General features: G+C 47.5%; 23 protein-coding genes, 1 tRNA gene and 2 other RNA genes. 4 read left to right on the top strand and 22 right to left on the bottom strand.

Going from position 1 to position 20,178, the window contains the following annotated elements; translation table 11 throughout:
• Nucleotides 1-9: 9 nt before the first annotated feature.
• From BUB67_RS05290 to atoS, 4 genes are all read right to left on the bottom strand, one after another.
• A complete protein-coding gene (locus BUB67_RS05290) occupies nt 10-813 on the bottom strand; it encodes a TIGR02186 family protein (RefSeq protein ID WP_073236866.1) in 804 nt (267 codons plus the stop codon).
• The gene (locus BUB67_RS05295) at nt 810-1,730 is read right to left on the bottom strand and encodes a sulfite exporter TauE/SafE family protein (protein ID WP_073236949.1); all 921 of its coding nucleotides are present in this window, start codon (nt 1,728-1,730) and stop codon (nt 810-812) included. The genes BUB67_RS05290 and BUB67_RS05295 overlap by 4 nt, the downstream gene beginning before the upstream one ends.
• Nucleotides 1,731-1,965: 235 nt before the next feature.
• Nucleotides 1,966-3,327 carry a sigma-54-dependent transcriptional regulator gene (locus BUB67_RS05300; RefSeq protein WP_073236869.1) on the bottom strand — a complete coding sequence of 454 codons (1,362 nt, stop codon included), beginning with the start codon at nt 3,325-3,327 and terminating at the stop codon, nt 1,966-1,968.
• A 39-nt stretch (nt 3,328-3,366) separates the two neighbouring features.
• A complete protein-coding gene (gene atoS / locus BUB67_RS05305; RefSeq protein WP_073236872.1) occupies nt 3,367-5,208 on the bottom strand; it encodes a two-component system sensor histidine kinase AtoS in 1,842 nt (613 codons plus the stop codon).
• A 129-nt stretch (nt 5,209-5,337) separates the two neighbouring features.
• Here atoS and BUB67_RS05310 point away from each other — a divergent pair, with 129 nt between their 5' ends.
• The gene (locus BUB67_RS05310; RefSeq protein WP_073236875.1) at nt 5,338-5,559 is read left to right on the top strand and encodes a hypothetical protein; all 222 of its coding nucleotides are present in this window, start codon (nt 5,338-5,340) and stop codon (nt 5,557-5,559) included.
• A 90-nt stretch (nt 5,560-5,649) separates the two neighbouring features.
• On the opposite strand, the gene BUB67_RS05315 is transcribed toward BUB67_RS05310, so the two are convergent.
• The 6 genes from BUB67_RS05315 to BUB67_RS05340 form a co-directional block, all read right to left on the bottom strand.
• A complete protein-coding gene (locus BUB67_RS05315) occupies nt 5,650-6,501 on the bottom strand; it encodes a metal ABC transporter permease (RefSeq protein WP_073236878.1) in 852 nt (283 codons plus the stop codon).
• A gap of 10 nt (nt 6,502-6,511) precedes the next feature.
• Complete coding sequence (locus BUB67_RS05320) at nt 6,512-7,258, bottom strand: metal ABC transporter ATP-binding protein (RefSeq protein ID WP_073236880.1); 747 nt, start codon at nt 7,256-7,258, stop codon at nt 6,512-6,514.
• The gene (locus tag BUB67_RS05325) at nt 7,255-7,677 is read right to left on the bottom strand and encodes a hypothetical protein (RefSeq protein ID WP_073236883.1); all 423 of its coding nucleotides are present in this window, start codon (nt 7,675-7,677) and stop codon (nt 7,255-7,257) included. The genes BUB67_RS05320 and BUB67_RS05325 overlap by 4 nt, the downstream gene beginning before the upstream one ends.
• 18 nt (nt 7,678-7,695) lie before the next feature.
• Nucleotides 7,696-8,106 carry a Fur family transcriptional regulator gene (locus BUB67_RS05330; protein ID WP_238456967.1) on the bottom strand — a complete coding sequence of 137 codons (411 nt, stop codon included), beginning with the start codon at nt 8,104-8,106 and terminating at the stop codon, nt 7,696-7,698.
• A gap of 136 nt (nt 8,107-8,242) precedes the next feature.
• A complete protein-coding gene (locus tag BUB67_RS05335; RefSeq protein ID WP_073236889.1) occupies nt 8,243-8,779 on the bottom strand; it encodes a BON domain-containing protein in 537 nt (178 codons plus the stop codon).
• A gap of 203 nt (nt 8,780-8,982) precedes the next feature.
• A complete protein-coding gene (locus tag BUB67_RS05340) occupies nt 8,983-9,948 on the bottom strand; it encodes a cation diffusion facilitator family transporter (RefSeq protein ID WP_073236953.1) in 966 nt (321 codons plus the stop codon).
• Between the two features lie 146 nt (nt 9,949-10,094).
• Between BUB67_RS05340 and BUB67_RS05345 the strand changes: the two genes are divergently transcribed.
• Nucleotides 10,095-11,090 carry a sodium:calcium antiporter gene (locus BUB67_RS05345; RefSeq protein ID WP_073236892.1) on the top strand — a complete coding sequence of 332 codons (996 nt, stop codon included), beginning with the start codon at nt 10,095-10,097 and terminating at the stop codon, nt 11,088-11,090.
• A 56-nt stretch (nt 11,091-11,146) separates the two neighbouring features.
• Here the strand turns inward: BUB67_RS05345 and ssrS are convergent.
• From ssrS to rnpB, 3 genes are all read right to left on the bottom strand, one after another.
• Nucleotides 11,147-11,327: non-coding RNA, 6S RNA (gene ssrS, locus BUB67_RS05350), on the bottom strand.
• Between the two features lie 249 nt (nt 11,328-11,576).
• Nucleotides 11,577-11,652, bottom strand: a tRNA-Ala gene (locus tag BUB67_RS05355).
• A gap of 125 nt (nt 11,653-11,777) precedes the next feature.
• Nucleotides 11,778-12,143, bottom strand: an RNA gene (gene rnpB, locus BUB67_RS05360) — RNase P RNA component class B.
• 406 nt (nt 12,144-12,549) lie between these two features.
• Between rnpB and BUB67_RS05370 the strand changes: the two genes are divergently transcribed.
• Nucleotides 12,550-12,762: a hypothetical protein gene (locus tag BUB67_RS05370; RefSeq protein WP_073236898.1), complete on the top strand. Its 213-nt coding sequence runs from the start codon at nt 12,550-12,552 to the stop codon at nt 12,760-12,762.
• Nucleotides 12,763-12,834: 72 nt separating this feature from the next.
• On the opposite strand, the gene BUB67_RS05375 is transcribed toward BUB67_RS05370, so the two are convergent.
• Both BUB67_RS05375 and BUB67_RS05380 read right to left on the bottom strand, forming a co-directional pair.
• Nucleotides 12,835-13,572 (bottom strand): TIGR03915 family putative DNA repair protein, encoded by a 738-nt coding sequence (locus tag BUB67_RS05375; protein WP_073236901.1) that lies wholly within the window; start codon nt 13,570-13,572, stop codon nt 12,835-12,837.
• Nucleotides 13,573-14,865, bottom strand: coding sequence for a putative DNA modification/repair radical SAM protein (locus BUB67_RS05380; RefSeq protein ID WP_073236904.1), 1,293 nt, complete (start codon nt 14,863-14,865; stop codon nt 13,573-13,575).
• 651 nt (nt 14,866-15,516) lie between these two features.
• On the opposite strand from BUB67_RS05380, the gene BUB67_RS05385 reads away from it, so the two are divergent.
• The gene (locus BUB67_RS05385) at nt 15,517-15,813 is read left to right on the top strand and encodes a hypothetical protein (RefSeq protein WP_143157008.1); all 297 of its coding nucleotides are present in this window, start codon (nt 15,517-15,519) and stop codon (nt 15,811-15,813) included.
• A gap of 266 nt (nt 15,814-16,079) precedes the next feature.
• Here the strand turns inward: BUB67_RS05385 and BUB67_RS05390 are convergent, their stop codons facing one another.
• From BUB67_RS05390 to BUB67_RS05410, 7 genes are all read right to left on the bottom strand, one after another.
• Nucleotides 16,080-16,325 carry an FAD/NAD(P)-binding oxidoreductase gene (locus tag BUB67_RS05390; RefSeq protein ID WP_073236911.1) on the bottom strand — a complete coding sequence of 82 codons (246 nt, stop codon included), beginning with the start codon at nt 16,323-16,325 and terminating at the stop codon, nt 16,080-16,082.
• 197 nt (nt 16,326-16,522) lie between these two features.
• Complete coding sequence (locus tag BUB67_RS17155; protein WP_274377223.1) at nt 16,523-16,624, bottom strand: hypothetical protein; 102 nt, start codon at nt 16,622-16,624, stop codon at nt 16,523-16,525.
• Nucleotides 16,625-16,697: 73 nt separating this feature from the next.
• The gene (locus tag BUB67_RS17160) at nt 16,698-16,841 is read right to left on the bottom strand and encodes a 4Fe-4S dicluster domain-containing protein (protein ID WP_274377224.1); all 144 of its coding nucleotides are present in this window, start codon (nt 16,839-16,841) and stop codon (nt 16,698-16,700) included.
• 12 nt (nt 16,842-16,853) lie between these two features.
• Nucleotides 16,854-18,725: an anaerobic carbon-monoxide dehydrogenase catalytic subunit gene (gene cooS / locus BUB67_RS05400; RefSeq protein ID WP_073236914.1), complete on the bottom strand. Its 1,872-nt coding sequence runs from the start codon at nt 18,723-18,725 to the stop codon at nt 16,854-16,856.
• A gap of 377 nt (nt 18,726-19,102) precedes the next feature.
• The gene (locus BUB67_RS17165; protein WP_274377225.1) at nt 19,103-19,234 is read right to left on the bottom strand and encodes a hypothetical protein; all 132 of its coding nucleotides are present in this window, start codon (nt 19,232-19,234) and stop codon (nt 19,103-19,105) included.
• Nucleotides 19,235-19,248: 14 nt separating this feature from the next.
• On the bottom strand, nt 19,249-19,443 hold the full coding sequence (locus BUB67_RS05405; protein ID WP_073236917.1) for a hypothetical protein: 195 nt from the start codon (nt 19,441-19,443) through the stop codon (nt 19,249-19,251).
• Between the two features lie 37 nt (nt 19,444-19,480).
• On the bottom strand, nt 19,481-19,897 hold the full coding sequence (locus BUB67_RS05410; protein ID WP_073236920.1) for a secondary thiamine-phosphate synthase enzyme YjbQ: 417 nt from the start codon (nt 19,895-19,897) through the stop codon (nt 19,481-19,483).
• Nucleotides 19,898-20,178: the final 281 nt, after the last annotated feature.

Raw genomic sequence — 20,178 nt, forward strand, 5'->3', positions numbered from 1 at the left:
ATCACGGCTTTACCTTTGGCAAATCTCCCTGAGAAGTCTTGCTCTTCTCTCCTGTTCCCTGCGATATTCGATGATCTCCAGAACCTGTGCCACGGTTAAAAGAAGAATCGGCACCATAAATAAGGAAATGACCATTACTGCGGAAACCGACAATTCCTGGGACCCAAGGGTGAGAATGGAAGATGGTTTCAGGTGTAAGATTTGTACTTCGGAAGACAGAAGTTTATCATGATCCAGCGCCATAGCAGTAACTTTCATCTGTCCCAGTGGCATACCTGCCACCAGGGGGATTTCTGCCCAATAATGCCGTCCGTCTATGTTTACCACGCCCTGGCGGATGGAAAACAGGTGTTTTTCATTCTTGATTTTAAGGGCCAGGTTAATATAATCCTGCTGGTTTTTCTGATACGCCTCTTCGATGTCCTGACGCATTCTTACCCAGGCGCCGGGGACCAAATGCCGGTATTCCGGATCGATCCCCAGCGCTTGCCAATGGTTTTCTTTTATCCGATCCGTGGGCACAGAGGTTAAAACCTGGTAAAATCCGGGTAAACCCTGAACTTCCGCTTCGTTAAACTTGATCAAAGAATCATTTTCATAAAGTGTCACCAGCACCGGCCGGTCCGGTCCTTCCACCTTAACAATGACAGGGGCGTTTTCCGGGGCCTGACCAAACACCGTGACGGTTTCCCGGGCGGGGTTCAACCCCACTTCGATTTCTTTTTTAGACAGCTGACAGGTCAAATCTGCCGCCCACACGGTGGCAGGAAATAAAAGGGCTAGCGTTAAGCACAGCACAATGGCCACCTTCACCCTTGAACACCCCCAAACCAACCCAACAGGTTAACAGGGAAACTAAAATGCTGGATCAGTAAATGAAGGCCGGGCTGGCTGGTTGTGAGAACCCACAGGGTAACCGAAGTAATTAAAACTAAAACTGCGGCCACGGGCACGGGGTAGGGTTTCCTCTGCATGAAGGCAGAGAGAACCAGCACGGTAAGGGATGAACCGAGGAATAACCACAACAAAATTTGTAAGTTGATGGGCAGAGCCAGAAAGCCGCTACCCAGGGCCACAGCCAACATGCCGATAAAGTTTGCCGCCGTAGCGGTCCCTACAGCCATCATTACCGGCATATCCAAACATACGATCAGGAAGGGGCTCACCATAAAAGCGGCCACCGGACCCCATAGTTTACCGGTAAAGGCAAACACCATGCCTAGGACCACGGGAATGATCAACGGTACCGGCATCATGCTGGCCGGTAAGAAGATTTTTCCCGGCAGCCCACGCAGGACTTTTACAATCTTTTTTCTGTACCGGTTGTTGGGTTTGGGCAGCAGCGCCAATGGACGAATACGGTGCGCCACCGCTCCCACCAGCAGGAGCAGGTAAAGACCCAAAAGGATTTCCGACCACCCTGCACCCTCCATAAGCCGGCATACCTTGTTGGCTAACAACATGCCGGGTAGCAGACCCAACAAAAACAGCAGCAGCAATTTAAAATCCACATTGCCCGCCTGCCATTGGCTGATAGCCGCCGGAACAATCAGGGCGGCCAGATGAGCCAAACCAATGGGGATGGCGATCTCAGGCGGCAGCCCCGTAAGAATCATCAACAGGGGCACCACCATGAAAGATCCCGCGTTCCCCAAAACAGGAAATAATATGCCCGCAAGGATACCGATTATCATAAAGGTCACAGCGCCTGAAAAGAGGATATTTTCCATTTGGCAGTCCCCCAATTCTAACACTTTACTGGTATTTTTAATTGCAAAATCAATGCCAAATGAAAAAAGGACTTGCCAACCCTTAATGTAAAACACCAGACCCCCTCATTCTGCACCACTGCCAAAGGATTTAAAAAAAAAACGGCCTTATGAGCCGTTTAAATATTTGAATTGTACGTAATTTTGTAATGACAAAATGAGATAAAATTACCCGCCGCCGGGCAATTTTTGCCCACTATTCAATGCCCAACTCTTTCATTTTGGCATAAAGGGACCTCCGGTTAATCCCCAGGGCCCTGGCCGCAGTGGTCCGGCACCAATTGTTTTCTTCCAGGGCCCGCAGGATGGCCTGCCGCTCAACATCCGCTACAATTTGCTTGAGGGGCAAGTTTTGCTCACCCGGGTTTCCTGGCATGAAGGTTTGTTTTTTCTCCTCACCGGCCAGTTCTATGTCCTCCGGCACAATAACGGATCCTCTGGCCATGATAACAGCCCTTTCCACCACATTCTCCAGTTCCCTGACATTTCCCGGCCAATCATAGCTCATTAACATTTTGGTGGCCTCTTCAGAAAAGCCCTTAACCTGGCGGTTAAATTCTTTATTGTACTTGGACAGGAAATGCGCAACCAGCAGGGGAATATCTTCTTTTCTTTCCCTTAAGGGCGGTATGACGATGTTTACCACGTTAAGCCTGAAAAACAAATCTTCCCGGAATCCACCTTCCATCACGCTTTGTTTAAGTTTTCTGTTGGTGGCTGCCAGGATTCTCACATCCACCTTGATAGTGGCGGTTCCTCCCACACGATCAAATTCCTTTTCTTGAATGGCCCGCAAAAGTTTAGCCTGGGTCGCCAGACTGATTTCTCCAATCTCATCGAAAAAAATGGTTCCCTCATGGGCCAATTCAAACTTACCCACCTTGGAACTGCTGGCCCCGGTAAAGGCGCCCTTTTCGTAGCCAAATAATTCACTTTCTAAAAGACTGTCCGGCAAATTGGCGCAGTTTATTTTTATAAAGGGCTTATTGCGGCGGGAACTGTTATAGTGAATGGCTCTGGCCACCAGTTCTTTACCGGTACCGCTCTCTCCCTGAATCAAAACTGTGGCATTGCTGTCCGCCACCCGTCCGATGTCCTTATAAACCGCCTGCATGGCAGGGGAATTGCCGATAATATTGACGGCGCCGGGCTCCGCGGCTTGATCTTCCGGTCGAAAGGCTGCCACCGTCTCGGTTTGGGCCGCAGCCCTTTGCACCAAATTTAAAAACTCGTCCAGGTCAAAGGGCTTCACAATATAATCAAAGGCCCCTAATTTCATGGCCCGGATGGCCACCTCGGTGGTGCCAAAGGCAGTCATTAAAATGACCGGCGTATTTAACCCTGAAGACTTGACTTGTTCCAGTAAAGAAAAACCGTCTTTCTCCGGCATGCGAATATCGGTAACCAAAACATCCGGTTTCAGTTTCATTAGTTTTTCCAGGCATTCCCGCCCGTCAACGGCGGTTTCCACCCGGTAATTCGCATCTGTTAACACATCGTAAAGGAACTGTCTTACACTCTCTTCATCGTCTACAACCAGTACCAATTTTTGAGCCATCGCTTACACCTCCGGATACCTATGTTGCCAGTTTTTACTCTATGCTGCCGGTAATAAAATTCGTACCGTTGTGCCTAACCCCTCTTTGCTCTTTATTTCAATGCTGCCGCCATGGGCACGGATGATCTCATCGGCTATGGTCAATCCCAATCCGGTTCCTTTGGCCCGGGTGGAAAAGAAGGGGTCAAACAGTTTATCCAATAATTCTTCCGGCACGCCGCACCCGGTATCTTTGATATCAATGGCAACCATTTTTTCCTTGACGTCATGTCCGGTGCTTAAGGTTACTTCGCCGCCGTCGGGCATGGCCTGGACGGCGTTGTAAATAATATTCATAAGGACCTGCTCCATCTGGTCCGGGTCCATATTGACTTCCGGCAGTCCTTGCCCGGGAATGAAGGTAAAACGAACGGTCTCGCCATGGGTCTCTGTAAAAAAGCTTAAAAGCTTGCTCACAAAACCGTTGATATCCACCCGGGTCATGACGGTGTTGGTTGGTTTGGCGAAAAACAGCAACTTGTTTACGATGGAATCCAGCCGCTTGACTTCCCGGTAAATGGTGTTGAGGGATTTCACCGTGGGTGTTTTGCTTTTCATCCAGAACTGAATATAACCGCTGATGGAGGTCAGGGGATTTTTAATCTCGTGGGCCACGCCGGCCACCAGTTTACCCAGGGAAGCCAGTCTTTCCTGTCTTCTCATCTGTTCTTCCAGGCGCCTCCTGTGGGTAACGTCCCGGCAACTTAACACAGCCCCTACCACTTGTTTCCTGGCATCATAGAGGATGGACGTATTGGCCAGCAGTTGTCGCTCCTGAACGCCCGGCAGCTTCACCAATACATCCTTGCTTTCCTGTCCCTGTAAGCAGTCTGTAAGAATTTTTACAATTTCGGAACCCGCCGGAAAAGCCTTCGTTAAGTGGTAACCCAGGACATCTTCTGGTAAGTTGAAAAATTTACGGGCGGTTGAGCTGACACTGACGATCTTGCCTTTCATATCGACCCCTATGATACCGGCATCGATGTTGGCCATAATAATTTCATTATAATTCTGAACACTGACCAACCTTGAGGCCAGATCGTTAATGGCCTTTGAGATTTCGCCCAATTCTCCCATGGAGGGAGGGATGACATAGGTCAGGTCAACCTGCATTTTCTGCAGCCCTGCTTTGATATTGGCCACTGTGTCCAGATAGTTTTTTAATAAAAAGAAGGTACTGCACAGGCCCAGCATAAAGCCGAAGAAAATAACGGTGTAGGCAAAACTTTCAGCTTGCAGGATTTCTTTATTAATACCTCCCAGTCTTTCCCCGGCCCAAACCACCGCTTCCACCTGCCGCCCGGACATCATGGGCCGGAAAATGATCAGTTTCTGGTTGCCCGGAGAACCCAGAACAAGCTCCAGGGGTTTTTGCGACCAGATGACTTTCTCAAAGGCGTCTTTCCACTGGGCTTGTTCGGACCACTGGGTATCTTCGGAAACATCCAAAAACATGTCCTTAAAATCCATGTAGGGGAGGTGGCTGTCCTGGCCCATTTGAACCAGTACCGCCTTCATATCCGTTGAATAATAACCCAATTCAATGCCGTGGTGTTTTTGAAACACTTTCATGACGGCCCCGGCCAGTTCCCTGTTCAATACTTTAATTTGTTCATTACGGGGTTTATTGGCAATGGCCTGCTTTTTCATCAGGTGGGTTACGTCCGAGGGCACTGTCCTTGACAGTTCTTCCACAGCCAGGGTTAAGGCTTCCCGTTGCTCGTCCAACACCACCGGTTTGGTGTGATTTACCATGTATAACATAGCGCCGATAATTAAAACAGGGAGCAGGAGGAGGAGTCCAATTAAAATCATCAGCTGATTTTTAAATTTGTTGAGCATGTTGCACCTGTTAACAAATTAGTTTTGTAATCATCTTAGCATTTCCCACTGATATAGCCAACAGAAAATAATTTCATGGAGTGGAGCGTATCCGGGCAAAATACAATTATACTTCAGGGAGGTGAAACAATGTCAATCATTGATGAATATCGTAAGGGAATGCAACATGAGTTACCGGAGATACAGCACTACTTGCACCGTCCGGTTGGCCATACGCAGCCCCGGGAAATTAAGTCTCAAAAGGCACAATTAAACAGCGTCCACCGGCATGGTACGCAAAAAAGTGTAAAAATGGGCATGGCCTATAAAACGGGCGTCCGGGATATGAAGCACAACATCAATCGAGACTAAACACATGTTGACAAAGGTCCTTTTGTTTTTCTCTTTATGTCAAGAGCCTGAGAAAGCACAAACAGGATGGATTTTGCCCATCCTGTTTTCTTATACACTGCTGTCTTCCCTTTGGGGAAGCTTTTCCGCCAACTTAACCGCTGCACTCCTACGCTGCTGCACAACCAGCGTGACCAGCAGAAGGCATACCGAAGTCATGACAATGGCCCCGCCGGGAGCCAGGTTCATATAAAAGGAAGCAAACAACCCAACAACCACCGAAGTTTCTGCCATGATCATGGAGATCACCAAGGCTTCTTTAAAACTTCTGGCCATTCGCATGGCAGCCGCCACCGGCAAGACGATCAGGGAGGAAACCAGCAGGATGCCCACCACCCGAATGGCAACCGCGATGGTCAGCGCTGTTAAGGCGGTAAAGGAAAGGGTAATGATTTGAACCGGTATACCGCTTAAACGGGCCCCTTCCTCGTCAAAGGAAATGAAAAACAGTTCTTTCCTTAATAACATAATTAAAGCAAATATCGCCAGCCCGGTGGAAGCGATGATTTTAATGTCGGTTTCATTAATGGCCACAATACTGCCAAAAAGATAGCTCATAAAGTTGGCGTTGTACCCTTTTCCCAGATCCAGCAGAATGGCGCCCAGCGCGATTCCTGTGGACAGGATAATGGCGATGGCAATTTCTGAATAATTCTTAAAAACATCCCTTAATTTCTCTATACAGAGGGCGCCGGTAACAGCAAAGGCCGAAGCCGTAATAATGGGATGCAGACCGGTTAACAGACCCGCAGCAACCCCTGCCAGGCATACATGGGCCAGTGCATCTGAGATCATCGACATCCTTCTCAAGGAGATAAACAAGCCCACCACGGGACAGATTAAGCCCACAATAATTCCTGCCGTAAAGGCCCTCTGCATAAAGTCATATTGAAAAATTTCCATGGCTCAACTCCTATTCGGCCACCTGAAACACCAGTCTTTTTGTGCAGGTATCCTCCCTAAGCTGCGATAAGGGGGCTGTGCGGCACTGGCAAGTACAAACATACCTGTCCAGACAAACCTGCCGGGTTATTACCGAGGAAAGTCCCTCCATTTCATGGGAAACGATGAGAAGGGTCATTTGTTCCTTTTGATTCAGGTGGCGCAGCAGTTTATAGAGGGAGGTCTGGGCTGCCGGGTCAATGCCCACGGTGGGCTCATCCAGAATCAGGATGGCCGGTTCTGCCACCAGAGAGCGGGCAATAAACACCCTTTGCTGCTGCCCGCCGGAAAGAATGCCCACCGGCTGTTTGCTTAACTCCCTTAAACCCACCAGTTCCAGCGCCCTGTCAACCCGGCTGTAATCTGTCCGGGTTAAAGGGCGGAAGAGACCGCGCCTGGCCACCCTGCCGGAGGCCACCACTTCTCTGACGGTGGCAGGGAACTGGGGATTAAAATGAACCGCCCTTTGGGATACGTAGCCGATTTTGTATCTCTCTTTAAATTTGCTGACGTCCTGGCCAAATAATTGCACCGTTCCCGCCTGGGGCTTCAACTGGCCCAGGATGATCTTCAAAAGGGTGGTCTTGCCCGCACCGTTGGGTCCCACCAACCCCACAGCTTCGCCACTCCCGATGGTTAAACTGATATTATCAAGAACTGGGTGACAACCATAGGTAAAACTAACATTTTTTAATTCAACAACAGGCACATCTCTCATAGGTTTACTCCTAAAGCCATTTTAAGGTTCTTTAGATTTTCTCGCATAATATAAAGATAGTCACGGCCCGCCGCAATATCTTCCCCGGTTAACCCGTCCATGGGGTTCAAGACCAGGGTTTTGGCACAGCTCACCGGCCAGGGCCTCCGCCACTTTAGGACTGACAGTAGTTTCCGTGAAAATATACCGGATCTTTTTCTCTCTGGCCAGCTTGACAAGATGGTTTTTATCTTAATTTTATCGCCGCCCACCTTGGCAGCAAAGTCATACAGGGGGTAGATGGTGGTATAGACCGTCATTTTATCCCTTGATCCTTTATTTCCTGTGTAATCTTTCCCGGCGGTACAGCCACCAAGGAACCAGGGACTTAGAATAACCAGAAACAGTGCAAATATATGGATAAACCGGTAGCTTGTCAACTGCTTACCCCCTCACTCTTACTCCATACAGTTTGCACAGATACCAAAAATTTCAAAACAATGTTTCTCTACTTTAAAATTTTTAACCTGTTGACTATCCATAAACTTCAGGGGACAAAAATCGATTTCCTGGGAATTGCCGCATTTTGTGCAAATCATGTGATGATGGTGCTCGGTATTGTTAAGCTCAAACAAGCTTTTCCGATCACCAAAGTTAAGCTCTGTTATAATACCCAGATTTATTAAAAGGCTCAGGTTGCGATATACCGTGTCCAGACTCATGCCGGGATATTTCTCGGTTATCTTGTTGTGCACTTCTTCTGCACTTAAATGGTGATTGCTGCTTTCTAAAAAAACCCGGAGTATTTCCTGTCGCTGGGGCGTGATTTTCAAACCCCGGGCCTGAAGCTTTTTAATATAATAATCCACTTTCAAAACCTTTAACCTCCTAAATAGGAATAACTACTATTAGATTATAGCATTATTTAAAATTTTAGCACTTAAAAAATTAAAAGAGAGCCCCGACAAGGCTCCCTTTTACTGTTCTATACTAATCGAATCTATACTAATCGAATAGCCCGTCCTTAAAATCAGGATCTTCACGGTCATTATTGACCTGGCTGTGGAACAGTTCCTTCAGGGTAATGTCATCCACATCCCGATAGCCGGTGCTCAAGGATACCTGACTGATAACGTCCCTGACGCCCCTGGCCCGGGAGGCTGCCTCGATGGCATTTTGAATCTCTTCCTGGCTGTCCGAACGGCCCCGCAGGTAGACCGTCCCCCCGATACTTTCAGCCCCGATATTTTTTAGATTAACGCCGCTGTTTTCCAATTCTTCGTATACCTCTGCGGTAACCTCACCGTCATTAATCTGGCCGTCGGTGCTGATGGTGACGCCATTTTCAATGCTCCGGATGCCAGGCACCCTGGAAACCAGCTCGTGCAACTGCCTTCTTTCATGGAGTGTGTCCACCAGACCCATGAGATGAACTTCCCCGTTCTGCACTTGAGCTTTAATGCCATAATCCTTCAGTCCGTTGGTTTTGTCTATCAAGGCCTGGATTTGCCCCTGCAATTCCTTATCATGATTAGATTGCATTGTCTCATCTCCTTCAAGGGATCGTTATTGCTATTATTCCCCCAATGGAGAGAGCTATCAGTTTTACTTTTCTATTTTTCGCAGTCCCAGTTCATCTCCCCTCCATATGGTTACTGTCATTAGCTTAAACCTTATCGGGGGTTCCTATGCTTCCCTGCTTACCAGGCATTAAAAAGGCCAGGCATTGCTGCCGGCCGTCTTTTTTAATCTGTAGCCGGCGCCTGGCAAACCCAGTCCCTCTTTTTGTCATCACTGATAATGCTCACATGCACATGGACAAATTCCTTAAATTTCTCTTTTACTTGAGAAGTCACCCGCTCATTTATTAAATCGCATTCGGATAGGCAGGTGTTTTCGTTGGCCTCTATCACCAGCTCAACCAGATAACTGTTCGGCCCGATGCACATGGAACGAACACTGTGGACATCCTTCACGCCGTCCAGAGAAAGTACAAAATTACCCATTTCCTGAATCAAAGCGGGATCTGCCGCCTCTCCTAAAATGGCGGCCACGTTTTCCTTGGCCGTGGCCAGGGCGATAATCAGCAAGAGAATGCCGATCAGGATGGATGCCAGGCCGTCAAACAGGACATTTCCTGTGACCACAGATAGCGTGATAGCGCCTCCGGCAAGGAGTAAACCTATCAAAGCGGCGGAGTCTTCCAGGAAAATGAAACGAGTGGCCGGCGTAGCCCTGGCCAGGGCAGGAATAACTTTTAGAAACATCCTTAAACCGGTAGCGGTCTCGCCCACTTCATGCATAATAGCCTTCACAGCCATGGTCATGGAATAGATTTCAAATAAAATACTGAACCCGATAATTCCCAGGTTTAAGCCAACATACTCCAGGTGTTCCGGGTGGATTATTTTTTGCATGCCCCCGTAAATGGACAGGGCGCCGCCGATAAAAAGCATGCCCAGACTGGCTACAAAACTCCAAAAGAAAACCCGTTTACCGTGCCCAAACTGGTACTTGTCATCAACGGGCCGTCTGGCCTGTCGAATGCCGATGAGCAGGAAAAAGCCGTTGGCCCAGTCACCTAAGGAATGCTTGAACTCTGCCATCATGGAAGCGCTGCCGCTCATGACGGCAGCCACCAGTTTCATTAACATGATAACCCCGTTAGCCAACAGGGCCGCCTTAATTGCAGATTCACTGTTATGAGCCATGTTACCGCCCCTTGTTAAAATGTTCCTTTCTATCATAGCATGACTGTGTCCCATTGGCACTACCTATTTTCCCTTGGAAGCTGCAGGAAAATCCATAAACACCAAGAAATGTATATGAGTTGAAAATCATAAACGGAGGATTTTTCATGACAAACATACTGCTGCTTTTATTGGGACTGGCCATTATCCTGGCCAGTGCGGAACTCTTTACCAACGGCGTGGAATGGCTGGGCAAAAAACTGCAGCTAAATGAAGGCTCGGTGGGCAGTATCCTGGCTGCCGTAGGGACCGCTCTGCCGGAATCCATTATTCCTGTGATTGCCGTTTTAACAGGGACCGGTCAAAATGCCATTGATATCGGCACCGGGGCCATTTTGGGGGCGCCCTTTGTTTTGTCCACCCTTGCCCTGGCCATTGCCGGCGTGGCCGGTCTGCTCTGCAAACGGAACGGCTGCCGGCGGCAAATTATGCACTGCAACCGGGTGGTAATGACCAGGGATTTGCAGTTCTTCCTGGGAGCCTTCGGATTGGTGATACTGACTTCCTTTTTACCGCCTTCCGTCAAGCTTTTTATCCCTGCGGTATTGCTCATCCTCTATGTTACCTATGTCATCAAGACATTGAAATGCTCCAGCGATTCAGAGGACGACGGGGAAATAAATCCCTTATTTTTCTCCCGCAACAATTCCGCCCCCTCTTTGTTTATGGTCCTGTTGCAAGTGGCGGTGGGCCTGGCCGGTATTGTTTACGGCGCCCATTTATTTGTTGACGTCATTGAAGAACTGGCAGGACTCCTGGGAATTTCTGCTTTTATTTTGGCCTTTGTCATTTCTCCCATAGCCACCGAACTGCCGGAAAAAGTAAACAGCCTGATTTGGATTCGCCAGGGCAAGGATACCCTGGCCCTGGGCAATATTACAGGGGCCATGGTCTTTCAGAGCACCGTCATTCCTGCCATCGGTATCGCTCTGACTCCCTGGAAATTAACACCCTTGGCCTTGAGCAGCGCATTGGTGTCCGTTGCCGCGGCCGGGTTTGTATTGTACTGCCTTAAGACCACCGGTCAAATCAAACCAAGTACCCTGGCCTACAACGGGGTACTTTACGGCATTTTCCTTGCCGCCTTGGCGTTTAACTTTTAATAATAACAACTGCTGTGATAAATAAAATCCTCAGAGCAACTCTGAGGATTTTATAAATATTACCCACTTAGCCGTCCACTTGGTGTTTTTAAATACCCGCTTCTCGCAGGTGGGTGTCAGCTAAACTGTTTCTACCTTCCGCCGGTCAATGCGGCCTGGTATACGCAGTTTAAGACCAACTCCCTCAAAAACACTGTGGGTTTAAAAATCATCAAGCAACGCACAAAGCAGGATTTGCAGGGCGGGTCGAAAGGACCCACACCGGATTATTTTTTTGATGATTATTTCGGGTCATCTTGTAGAAGTTATGATACCAGAAAACATGACATTAAGCAAGACCCGGTAGGTATAAACAATTTAACGATAACGGAGGACATAGTTTATGGTGCAAAATCGTTACCAACACCTTCTCAGAATGCCACTAGTGGAGTAAAATACCAGACACAGAAAAAGACTTCAGGGAAACCCCCGAAGCCTTTTTCGTAGTGGTGGAGACAAGCGGGATCGAACCGCTGACCTCTTGAATGCCATTCAAGCGCTCTCCCAGCTGAGCTATGCCCCCATTTTTTGTTTTCAAACTCGGAACCTCGTCCCGACGAATGTTATTTTAGCATAGTTTGTTGAAGTGTGCAAGTCCAAATTTAAATTTTTTTAACCTGCTTTATTGTTATAAATTGCCAAAGATACAGCCGTAAGCGAGATTCTGTTTTAGTAGTCATCTATCTAAGGAGAAGATTCTCCTTCCTCGCCTAGGCGAGGTGCCCCTACCCGCAGGTGACAAAATGTCCCTGCCTATTTGGGTTGCACGCTGGTGGAGTTTACCCTTGCACTCACCGGTCGCCCGGTGACATTGTTTCTGTGGCACTTTATGGTTACTTACAACTCAGAGAGTCGCTTTCACCGTCGTCAGGTCGCCCTGCCCCGGCTTGCGCCGGGCACCATTTTACACCTGCTGTGGCCGCCTGGCCTTGTGGCCTTTGGCTTCATCAGCAGAGTGTGCGTGTCTCGACTTTCCTCTGCTCCGTTGACACGGAACAGCGACTACCCGCTGTACTTTGACAGTTCAAGAACTTGCGGCACTTATTAATTATACTCGAATATCACCATAAATCAAGTATTTTAATACTGGATTATTTTTAAAAAATATCCAGTGTCCTTCGCCTAGTTCCATTACAACCAATTTGATATATCCATAACAAAAAACCATAATTTTGAAAAGGTGGTTTTGTCAATAAAATCACATATAAATTTAATAGAATATCCAAAATGTTTTTTAATACACTTATATAAACAGGACAAAGTTCTGTATGTTAAACATTATAAAATTTATAATAATTTGGTAAATCTATGTATATTTTTCAAATTTATTACCAAAACTCAATTCAACATCATGGAAAGGCAGGAATTTTGGCAATTATGAAGAAGATATAATAAAGTCGCCACAAGGGGGATGATAAGCATGGAAACTCAAAAGGCTAGCTCCGGTTACAGGGTCAACCAGAGAAGTGACGGATCCCTTATCGGTATTGAAGTTATCTGCTGCAACAAACACATAGGTGAAGTAAGGTTTAAAGACGGCGAAGTTCTGTCCTGCCCGGAATGCGGGATTAAACATAGAATAAAGATTCATCACAATCATTTTCACATTGACCGTGATAACCAAGCCGAATAAATCAAAAGAGTCCGCACTCTGGTGGTGTGGACTCTTTTCGTTTAAATGGAATCCCCGGCATCCGGGAGCCCTTTAATTCTTCTCATCTAGATGCTGCCAATAGCGCACCGGCATAAACTGACGCTGTAACTTGGGATTCAGCCTGTCCTGGATCGCTGTGCCGGCAAAGTATTGCTTCCACAGCTGTTGGTAAATCTTCTCATTCTCCTCATAAAGAAGTTGTCCGGATAGATTCAGGTTTGTGATAAACCATTCTCTCTGGTTATAGACGGCGGCCAAACCCCTTTTTTGGTCGTAAATTACCCAGTTTTGATCCGCCAACCGCCGGGCAAAATGAGGCGCCACCAAACCCACTATATTGTGATCCGGTTCGCAGGTTGCAAAATAGATTTCTCCTGTCAGCTTGCAAAAACGGAGCAGACCCAGCATCCGGTGCCGTTCTTTACTCACCCGCTGGTAAATGGCAAGCATCTCCCGTACCGGTTCCCTAAACAGTTGGCTGTCCAGTTCCGCCCCCACCTGCCAACCCAGCTGCAAATAACGGTAAATAAGGGTTGCCACTCCCTTGATGTCTGAAAGATACGCATAATAGACATGCCTGAGGGCTTGACGGGAAATTTTATCCTCAATGGACCGATAGACCTTGTCGGATTTTTCACTGTCGGTGATGATTATCACCGGCCGGCTGAACAGATTTGCCTCATACTCTTCCGCCCTCATAATGAAAGCCGGCTTTTCCCGCCGGTAATAGGCTTCATAGATGGCTGTCAGAAGCCCTTCAAAGGTGCCATCATAAAGGTAGTAGATCATTTACAATTCTCCTGTAATTGTGGTTTGCCTGTCCTCCACAGGGATAGACTGTTCAGAGAACAGGGACAGTTGTGTCCACGAGGGTTCCTGCTTCTGTTTTGGAACCAGCCTTTGCTTAATAACATCTTCCCGGAAGGGAACTTCGCCGTAATATTTTCCCCTGCAGGTAATAAAATACCGGGCCCTTCTTAGCACAACGCCTATTTTATGTAAATCCTCATAATCCAGGGAATGAAATCGGCGAGCCGCTACAATCTTTTGGGCGGATTTTACGCCGATCCCCGGTACCCGCAGCAGCAGGTGATAATCCGCCTTATTGACCTCAACGGGAAAAAGGTTCAGGTGGCGCAGGGCCCAGTCCGACTTGGGGTCCAATTCCAGTTGAAAATTAGGATGGGAATCACTAAGCAATTCCTGTGCCTCGAAACCATAAAAGCGCAGCAGCCAGTCTGCCTGGTAAAGCCGGTGCTCCCTGTCCAAAGGCGGAGTTGAGATACTGGGGAGTTTGGGATTGCTGGACACCGGAACATAGGCAGAATAGTAGACCCTTTTCATATTAAAGCTGCGGTAGAGGTTTTCCGATAATTTGATAATACGCAGGTCTGAATCCGAAGTGGCGCCGACAATCAGTTGGGTGCTTTGTCCCGCCGGCACAAAGGAAGGGGCCTTGCGGAAACGTTTCCGTTCCTCCCTGTTCTCGAGAATTTGAGAACCAAGCAAGCTCATGGGTTTCAGGATATTTTCTTTTCTTTTCTGGGGAGCCAGCAGTTTGAGCCCCTCGCTGGAAGGAAGTTCAATGTTGACACTCATCCGGTCAACCAGGGTCCCTGCCTCTGCGATCAGCTTCCAATCCGCCCCGGGAATGGCCTTCAGGTGAATGTACCCGTTAAATCTGTACTCTACCCTCAGTTTCCGTACCGCCCGAACCAGAAGTTCCATGGTATGATTGGGGTTTTTCCAGATGGCGGAGCTTAGAAACAAGCCTTCTATGTAATTGCGCCGGTAAAAATTGATCGTTAAGTCCACCACTTCTTCCGGCGTAAAGGAAGCCCTAGGTATGTCATTGCTCACCCTGTTGACACAATAGGCACAGTCATAAACACAATAATTGGTGAGCAAAATTTTTAATAATGAAATGCACCTGCCGTCATCGGACCAGCTGTGGCAAATGCCGCTCTGAGCAGCATTGCCCAGGCCCCCTCTGATATTTTTGCGCGTACTGCCGCTGGATGAACAGGAAACATCATATTTGGCGGCAGCGGATAATATGCTTAGTTTCTCCAGTAGTTCCACTACAAACACCCCGAATCATAACGTAATGGAGCAACGCCCGAACATATGTTTATATTGTTTTTATTCAACTTAATTTATTTTTTTCCTCTGGAAAACTTTAAATTTTTGTGTTTTTGCAAAAGTCCTCCTGTGATCGTCACAGTAATATCTCTTTGGTAACCGTTAAAATATTTTTAAAAATTGTGTATATACTTTAACACTTCTGTGCATTATAAAATCAACGGGTACGTAACGGTCGAGCCCAGATCCATATGTGCTCCGAAGAGGGGTATATATGGGTCGGCCGAAGGTTACATGTGGGTCAAAAAGGCTCATATGTAGCCGGAGGGAAGATCATATGCGGTTGGGAAAGGTTTCGTTGCAGTCGTAATCCTGAATTGTATGATTGCAGCGTGGTCCCAACCTATCGCATATGGTCGAGCGAAGATCATGCAGGGTGCCGCAGGTTCCTGAAAAGGATCTAACGGTTATATGCAGCCGAGAGGTTGCATAGGGCTGTACAGGTATTCTGCATGGTCGAACGAACCATTATCATGGGTGGTGAACTGCTTGGTTATGGTCGAAAGATCATAGCTGGGTAATAATCCATTCATGATAGTGCAAAGTAGATCGTTGCGTGCTCGTCTTATCTTTTTTCAAAGCATTCCTATAATGAAGAGTAAGCAAAGAATCAATCTATATGAATCGGTTTGGGAAGCTCTTGGACACTACATGGAAAAAAGAAACCTGAAGTATTTTGATATGAAGATTGGTCTAAATTTTTTAGAAGACGAATATGGCATTACCGTATTCAAGCATTTGAATTCTTCTAATGGAATAAAGGTCAGAGCTGTCAATATGCTTGGGGAGTATCAGTTGCACGGTATCATACTTTCCAAGAAACGCATTATTGGCAAAGGCAAAAAATCTTCCGGACATTCTAAATACCTGTTGAAATCTGGGCAGTAAATTGATATTCTCATCTTAAGTTGTGGCATTGTGCCATTACTTTGAGGCATAGAGGTTGAGCCGCTAAACTCATGAACTCCTATGCCGTCCATGACCGCAAAGCCGCCTCCTGCTTAGATTGATAAAGCATGAGACGGCTTTTCTGCATTTTTTACGGATTTTCCTGCCCCATGATAAAAATTTCCACCTACCGTCACTGACATTGATTTCTTTACTGCCAATCAGCGTGGGTGGTAACACTTTACAACCGCTTTTTTCGGAAAACCTTACTCCCTCCAGAGATGTATATTACTTTGTACCCAGCAGATACGATAACGATGTAAGAAATCATGGTCAACAAAACTGATGGCAGCAGGCGTCCTATGCCCGCTGATCACATGGTGCAACATACAGCGGGAATATATTTGCTCATCTTTAGAGATGATGGTGATCTCTTCGTCCGGGTCCTGTTCCCGGATGGTTCTGGCCCCGTTGATACCTGCTGCACTGGCTCCTAATATTAAATATTTCATAGCGCTCCCTCCTTCAGCGGAGTTCTGCCGCAAACCGTTTCTTCCCATGAAATTTTCTTTACAGTACCTGCCGGTGACACCTCAATCAAGGAGAGAGCACCAGTGGGACAAGATTCGACACACCGGGGAAATGGTCTCCCGGCACAAAAATCACATTTAACGGCTATCTGCCTGCCAGATAATCCGGGCGGATTATGCTAAAGGGACAGGACATTACGCACATCCAATATCCGGCCACATTTTTCCGGGTCGTTGCTAACCACCCCCGTATCCGGATTCTTGGTCATAGCTCCGGACATACATGCGGTGACACAGGCAGGTTCGTCACAATTCCGGCAGAATACCGGAACCGCCTTGCCATCGGGGCCGACCTCAATAAAATTCCCTGGCCTGGTTGGCCGGGGCCTCCATGTTCAGAGTCAGAATCGATTTTGTATCAGTATGTTCGGCTATACAAGCCAGCTGGCAGTTTTTACAACCATTGCAGAGTTCCCTGTTAATTAGGATGCGCTTCATCTGGCATCCCCCCTATATTCCCAGTGCTTTTCTTTTCTGGTCAATGATTGCTTCTAATTTTTCTGCCGCCGGTACAATTTCACCCTCCAGGATGACCTTGCCCCCGGTAAGCTGTTCCATATCTTCCGTTAATACCCTGCTTACCAGTTCGCTGCCGGTGACAAAGGGTGGGATGGCCAGATGCAGCGGCAGTCCCAGAGCCAGACCAAAGGCACCGTCAGCCAGGGCTTGTTCTTCCAGCCACTGGGGAGCGGACAATACCAGCGGCAACTGGGGAATGTCGATATTCAGCGCCTGGGCCAGTTCTGTGGCTACGATTTCCAACCGGCCGATGGCTAGGCAGGGACCAAAGTTTAACACCGGTGGAATCCCTAATTGCCGGCAGACAGCTTTTAAGTTTGCACCAGCCAGTTCGGCTGCAGCCGGTGACATGAGGCCGCAGTTTTCCAGACCGCCACAGGTGCAGCCTGCAGAAAGTACAATAATATCTCGCTTGATTAATTCTTTCGTTAATTCAACGGTAAAGACATCATGCCCCTTGGCTGTAAGGTTGGAGCAACCTACCACTGCTGCCACACCTTTAATGGCACCTTTGGCAATCAGATCAATTAATGGTTGGAAGGTACCACCCAGGAATTTTTTCAGCGACTTTTCGCTCACTCCGGTAATTACATCGTCATAACCATGCTTGGGGATATCGATTTGTACCTTATTCCGGCGTTCTGCATAACTCTTGACGGCTGCCTGCATAATTTGTTCAGCAACGATTTCCCCTTCTTTTATGTTAAATGGCATATATTCGGCGTTGGCTTTCTTCGCCACATCATCCAGGCAGATTTGTTTGATCAGGAACTGATCACAAATAGGCTCCAGTCCTGGTATGGTGCAGTTAAATTCACTTAACACCAGGTCTATTCCTCCGGTGGAAAGCAGCGCCTCACTGGTAAAGTTGTTTCCGGCATGACCGGAAAAGACTTCTTGATAATGCACCCCGCGTAATTGCAAATCCTGACCGACACAGGTGCAGCCGACAATTTTGAACCCTTTGGCCCCAACGCTGCGGGCCAGTGAAACTGCTGCCGGGGTAACCAGGTGATCCTGTAATACAGAGATCATTGAATGCTGGTGACCGGTAACCATGATATTAATAAAGTCAGGGTCTACTACGGAAAAACCTACCCTGGCGGAAGTGATCTCCGGTTCGCCCAGCATAATGTCATTTAATAAGTTAGTTAATGCTAAACCATATAAGCCGGTGGATATTCCCAGCCTGAGGGCGTGTAAAAGCATATCCACCGGGTCGCTGGAAAGGTTGGTACTGGTTTTCACAACGGCGTCAAAGACCTCGGACTTGGCCCCGCCAGGCAGAATTCCCAGTTCCTGCCACCGCTTAAACCTTGGTTCATAGGTCAGCTTTTCTACTAACTCCATAACCTGGCTGCGAGGCCGGTAAAGGTCTGCCAACACCTTGTCTGCTATTTTAACTGCCTGTTTAGCCGGTTCCTTTTCCTCTATCTCCAGTAACCCGGCTAAGCTGTGCAGCACTTCAGCCCCTTTAATGTTTAAACCGGTATTGCCCAAAACTATTTCACGTAAATTATTGGCGGTATTTTCTACAATATGTAGATAACAAGCCGCTCCGGCTGCCACTGCCCGTAGAAAATTTCGGGCCACAATGGTATCGGCGGTGGCACCGCAAACACCTTTGGGAGATTGGGGGGTAATTCGGCAGGGCCCGTTGGAACAAAGGCGACAGCACACCCCCTGCATACCAAAACCACACTTGAGGGCCTGGTTGGGCACACGGTTAAAGGATGTCTCTACCTCAGGTTTGGTACGCATAAAGTCGGTTAATGTGCAATCAGCAGAAGCACACATTTTCATTGTTATTACCTCCTGTATGTTATCTTTTATACTATACCAAAATGGTATGCTATAATAGTAAAATAAAAAGTATACCATTTTAATATACTTTTGTTCAAAAAAATAGAAACAACCCCTTGCCCTGGGGAAGCCTGGACAGATATAAAACCGCCCTGAATGCATAGTCTGTGGCTCGATTAAATTCCATTTTTTACCTCTCTGTGAGTTAAAGTATACTTAAAAAGTATACTTTTCTTTATGATAAATAGAAGCAACATGACTGTCAAGTGTTTTTATGAATTTTTAAAAAATCTGGATTTATCTTCCAACTCCGTGTAAGGAACAGGCCCGCCACACCCGTGACTATCGTTCCCTGGAGACGACTGTTGCTAATGCGGCTAGCCCCCTGCCGTCAGGGGAACTGCCGTCACCTTCCAGGGTTTGATCTCCTTTTCTTCTCCGGCGGGGGGCTGGGCCACCAGGAGGCTGGAGGCAACCGGGCAGTCTTTGGCGGTGGGCAGCCACGCCACCACAGTGGCTGTTTTTACCGGTTTTTTTCAATGCCACAAGCGGCCAGTGACTCAATTAACAAGTTTTGGCCGGCATCATAGGGGGAGGTTTGGGCCGACCATGTTTTGGGCTTGCGGCCCCGCCGCCGGGCAGGATTTTCTTCTCCCGCCGGTGTTTCCCCCCAGAGGAACCAGTTCCCGTCGTCAAATGCCAAATGCAAAACAATCATCTTTATTGATACACTCCGTCAATTTGCTAATACCTGTTTACTGGCCGATAATCTTAACCAAAACTCTCTTTCTTCTCTTACCGTCAAACTCACCGTAAAAAATTTGCTCCCAGGGACCAAGATCTAATTTTCCACCACTGACAGCCACCACCACTTCTCTGCCCATAATGGTTCTTTTTAAATGGGCGTCGGCGTTATCTTCGTACCCGTTATGATCGTACTGGCTGTAGGGTTTCTCGGGGGCCAGTTTTTCCAAGAAACGTTCAAAATCCCGGTGCAGCCCCGGCTCATCGTCATTAATAAATACGCTGGCGGTAATATGCATGGCGTTGCACAACAGCAGGCCTTCTTGAATGCCGCTTTCCCTTAAACACTCTTCCACCTCGGGGGTAATGTTGATAAACTCTCGTCTGGAGTTGGTATTAAACCACAATTCTTTTCGGTAGCTTTTCATATTTATAACCATTCCTTTCGCAAGCTCAAGGCACAAAACGGAATGAAACGTTGCCTATGAGCTTGTTTTGTTTTAAAACTATCTTATTGAGATAACAGGCAACTACAAATCACGTGGAGGTGAGTGCGCTGTTCCTTTGGGAGCAGACCGCATAGTTATATGTGTAGACTGTCCTTTCAAGCACAAATAAGTGTGCCTTCAGAGCACGAAGACTTATCTTTGTATAAACAACTCGTTTATAGCTGGACAGTCAGTCAATGCCTGCTTTTCTCAATAATTTC

This window comes from Desulforamulus putei DSM 12395 (genome assembly GCF_900129195.1).
Taxonomy (GTDB): Bacteria; Bacillota; Desulfotomaculia; order Desulfotomaculales; family Desulfotomaculaceae; genus Desulfotomaculum; species Desulfotomaculum putei.

Excerpts from the sequence above, each read along its gene's own strand:
- BUB67_RS05295 (WP_073236949.1), bottom strand. The coding sequence starts at position 1,730 with ATGGAAAATATCCTCTTTTCAGGCGCTGTGACCTTTATGATAATCGGT.
- BUB67_RS05300 (WP_073236869.1), bottom strand. The coding sequence starts at position 3,327 with ATGGCTCAAAAATTGGTACTGGTTGTAGACGATGAAGAGAGTGTAAGA.
- atoS (WP_073236872.1), bottom strand. The coding sequence starts at position 5,208 with ATGCTCAACAAATTTAAAAATCAGCTGATGATTTTAATTGGACTCCTC.
- BUB67_RS05310 (WP_073236875.1), top strand. The coding sequence starts at position 5,338 with ATGTCAATCATTGATGAATATCGTAAGGGAATGCAACATGAGTTACCG.
- BUB67_RS05315 (WP_073236878.1), bottom strand. The coding sequence starts at position 6,501 with ATGGAAATTTTTCAATATGACTTTATGCAGAGGGCCTTTACGGCAGGA.
- BUB67_RS05320 (WP_073236880.1), bottom strand. The coding sequence starts at position 7,258 with ATGAGAGATGTGCCTGTTGTTGAATTAAAAAATGTTAGTTTTACCTAT.
- BUB67_RS05335 (WP_073236889.1), bottom strand. The coding sequence starts at position 8,779 with ATGCAATCTAATCATGATAAGGAATTGCAGGGGCAAATCCAGGCCTTG.
- BUB67_RS05340 (WP_073236953.1), bottom strand. The coding sequence starts at position 9,948 with ATGGCTCATAACAGTGAATCTGCAATTAAGGCGGCCCTGTTGGCTAAC.
- BUB67_RS05345 (WP_073236892.1), top strand. The coding sequence starts at position 10,095 with ATGACAAACATACTGCTGCTTTTATTGGGACTGGCCATTATCCTGGCC.
- BUB67_RS05370 (WP_073236898.1), top strand. The coding sequence starts at position 12,550 with ATGGAAACTCAAAAGGCTAGCTCCGGTTACAGGGTCAACCAGAGAAGT.
- BUB67_RS05375 (WP_073236901.1), bottom strand. The coding sequence starts at position 13,572 with ATGATCTACTACCTTTATGATGGCACCTTTGAAGGGCTTCTGACAGCC.
- BUB67_RS05385 (WP_143157008.1), top strand. The coding sequence starts at position 15,517 with ATGAAGAGTAAGCAAAGAATCAATCTATATGAATCGGTTTGGGAAGCT.
- BUB67_RS05390 (WP_073236911.1), bottom strand. The coding sequence starts at position 16,325 with ATGAAATATTTAATATTAGGAGCCAGTGCAGCAGGTATCAACGGGGCC.
- BUB67_RS17155 (WP_274377223.1), bottom strand. The coding sequence starts at position 16,624 with ATGTCCGGAGCTATGACCAAGAATCCGGATACGGGGGTGGTTAGCAAC.
- BUB67_RS17160 (WP_274377224.1), bottom strand. The coding sequence starts at position 16,841 with ATGAAGCGCATCCTAATTAACAGGGAACTCTGCAATGGTTGTAAAAAC.
- cooS (WP_073236914.1), bottom strand. The coding sequence starts at position 18,725 with ATGAAAATGTGTGCTTCTGCTGATTGCACATTAACCGACTTTATGCGT.
- BUB67_RS05405 (WP_073236917.1), bottom strand. The coding sequence starts at position 19,443 with ATGATTGTTTTGCATTTGGCATTTGACGACGGGAACTGGTTCCTCTGG.
- BUB67_RS05410 (WP_073236920.1), bottom strand. The coding sequence starts at position 19,897 with ATGAAAAGCTACCGAAAAGAATTGTGGTTTAATACCAACTCCAGACGA.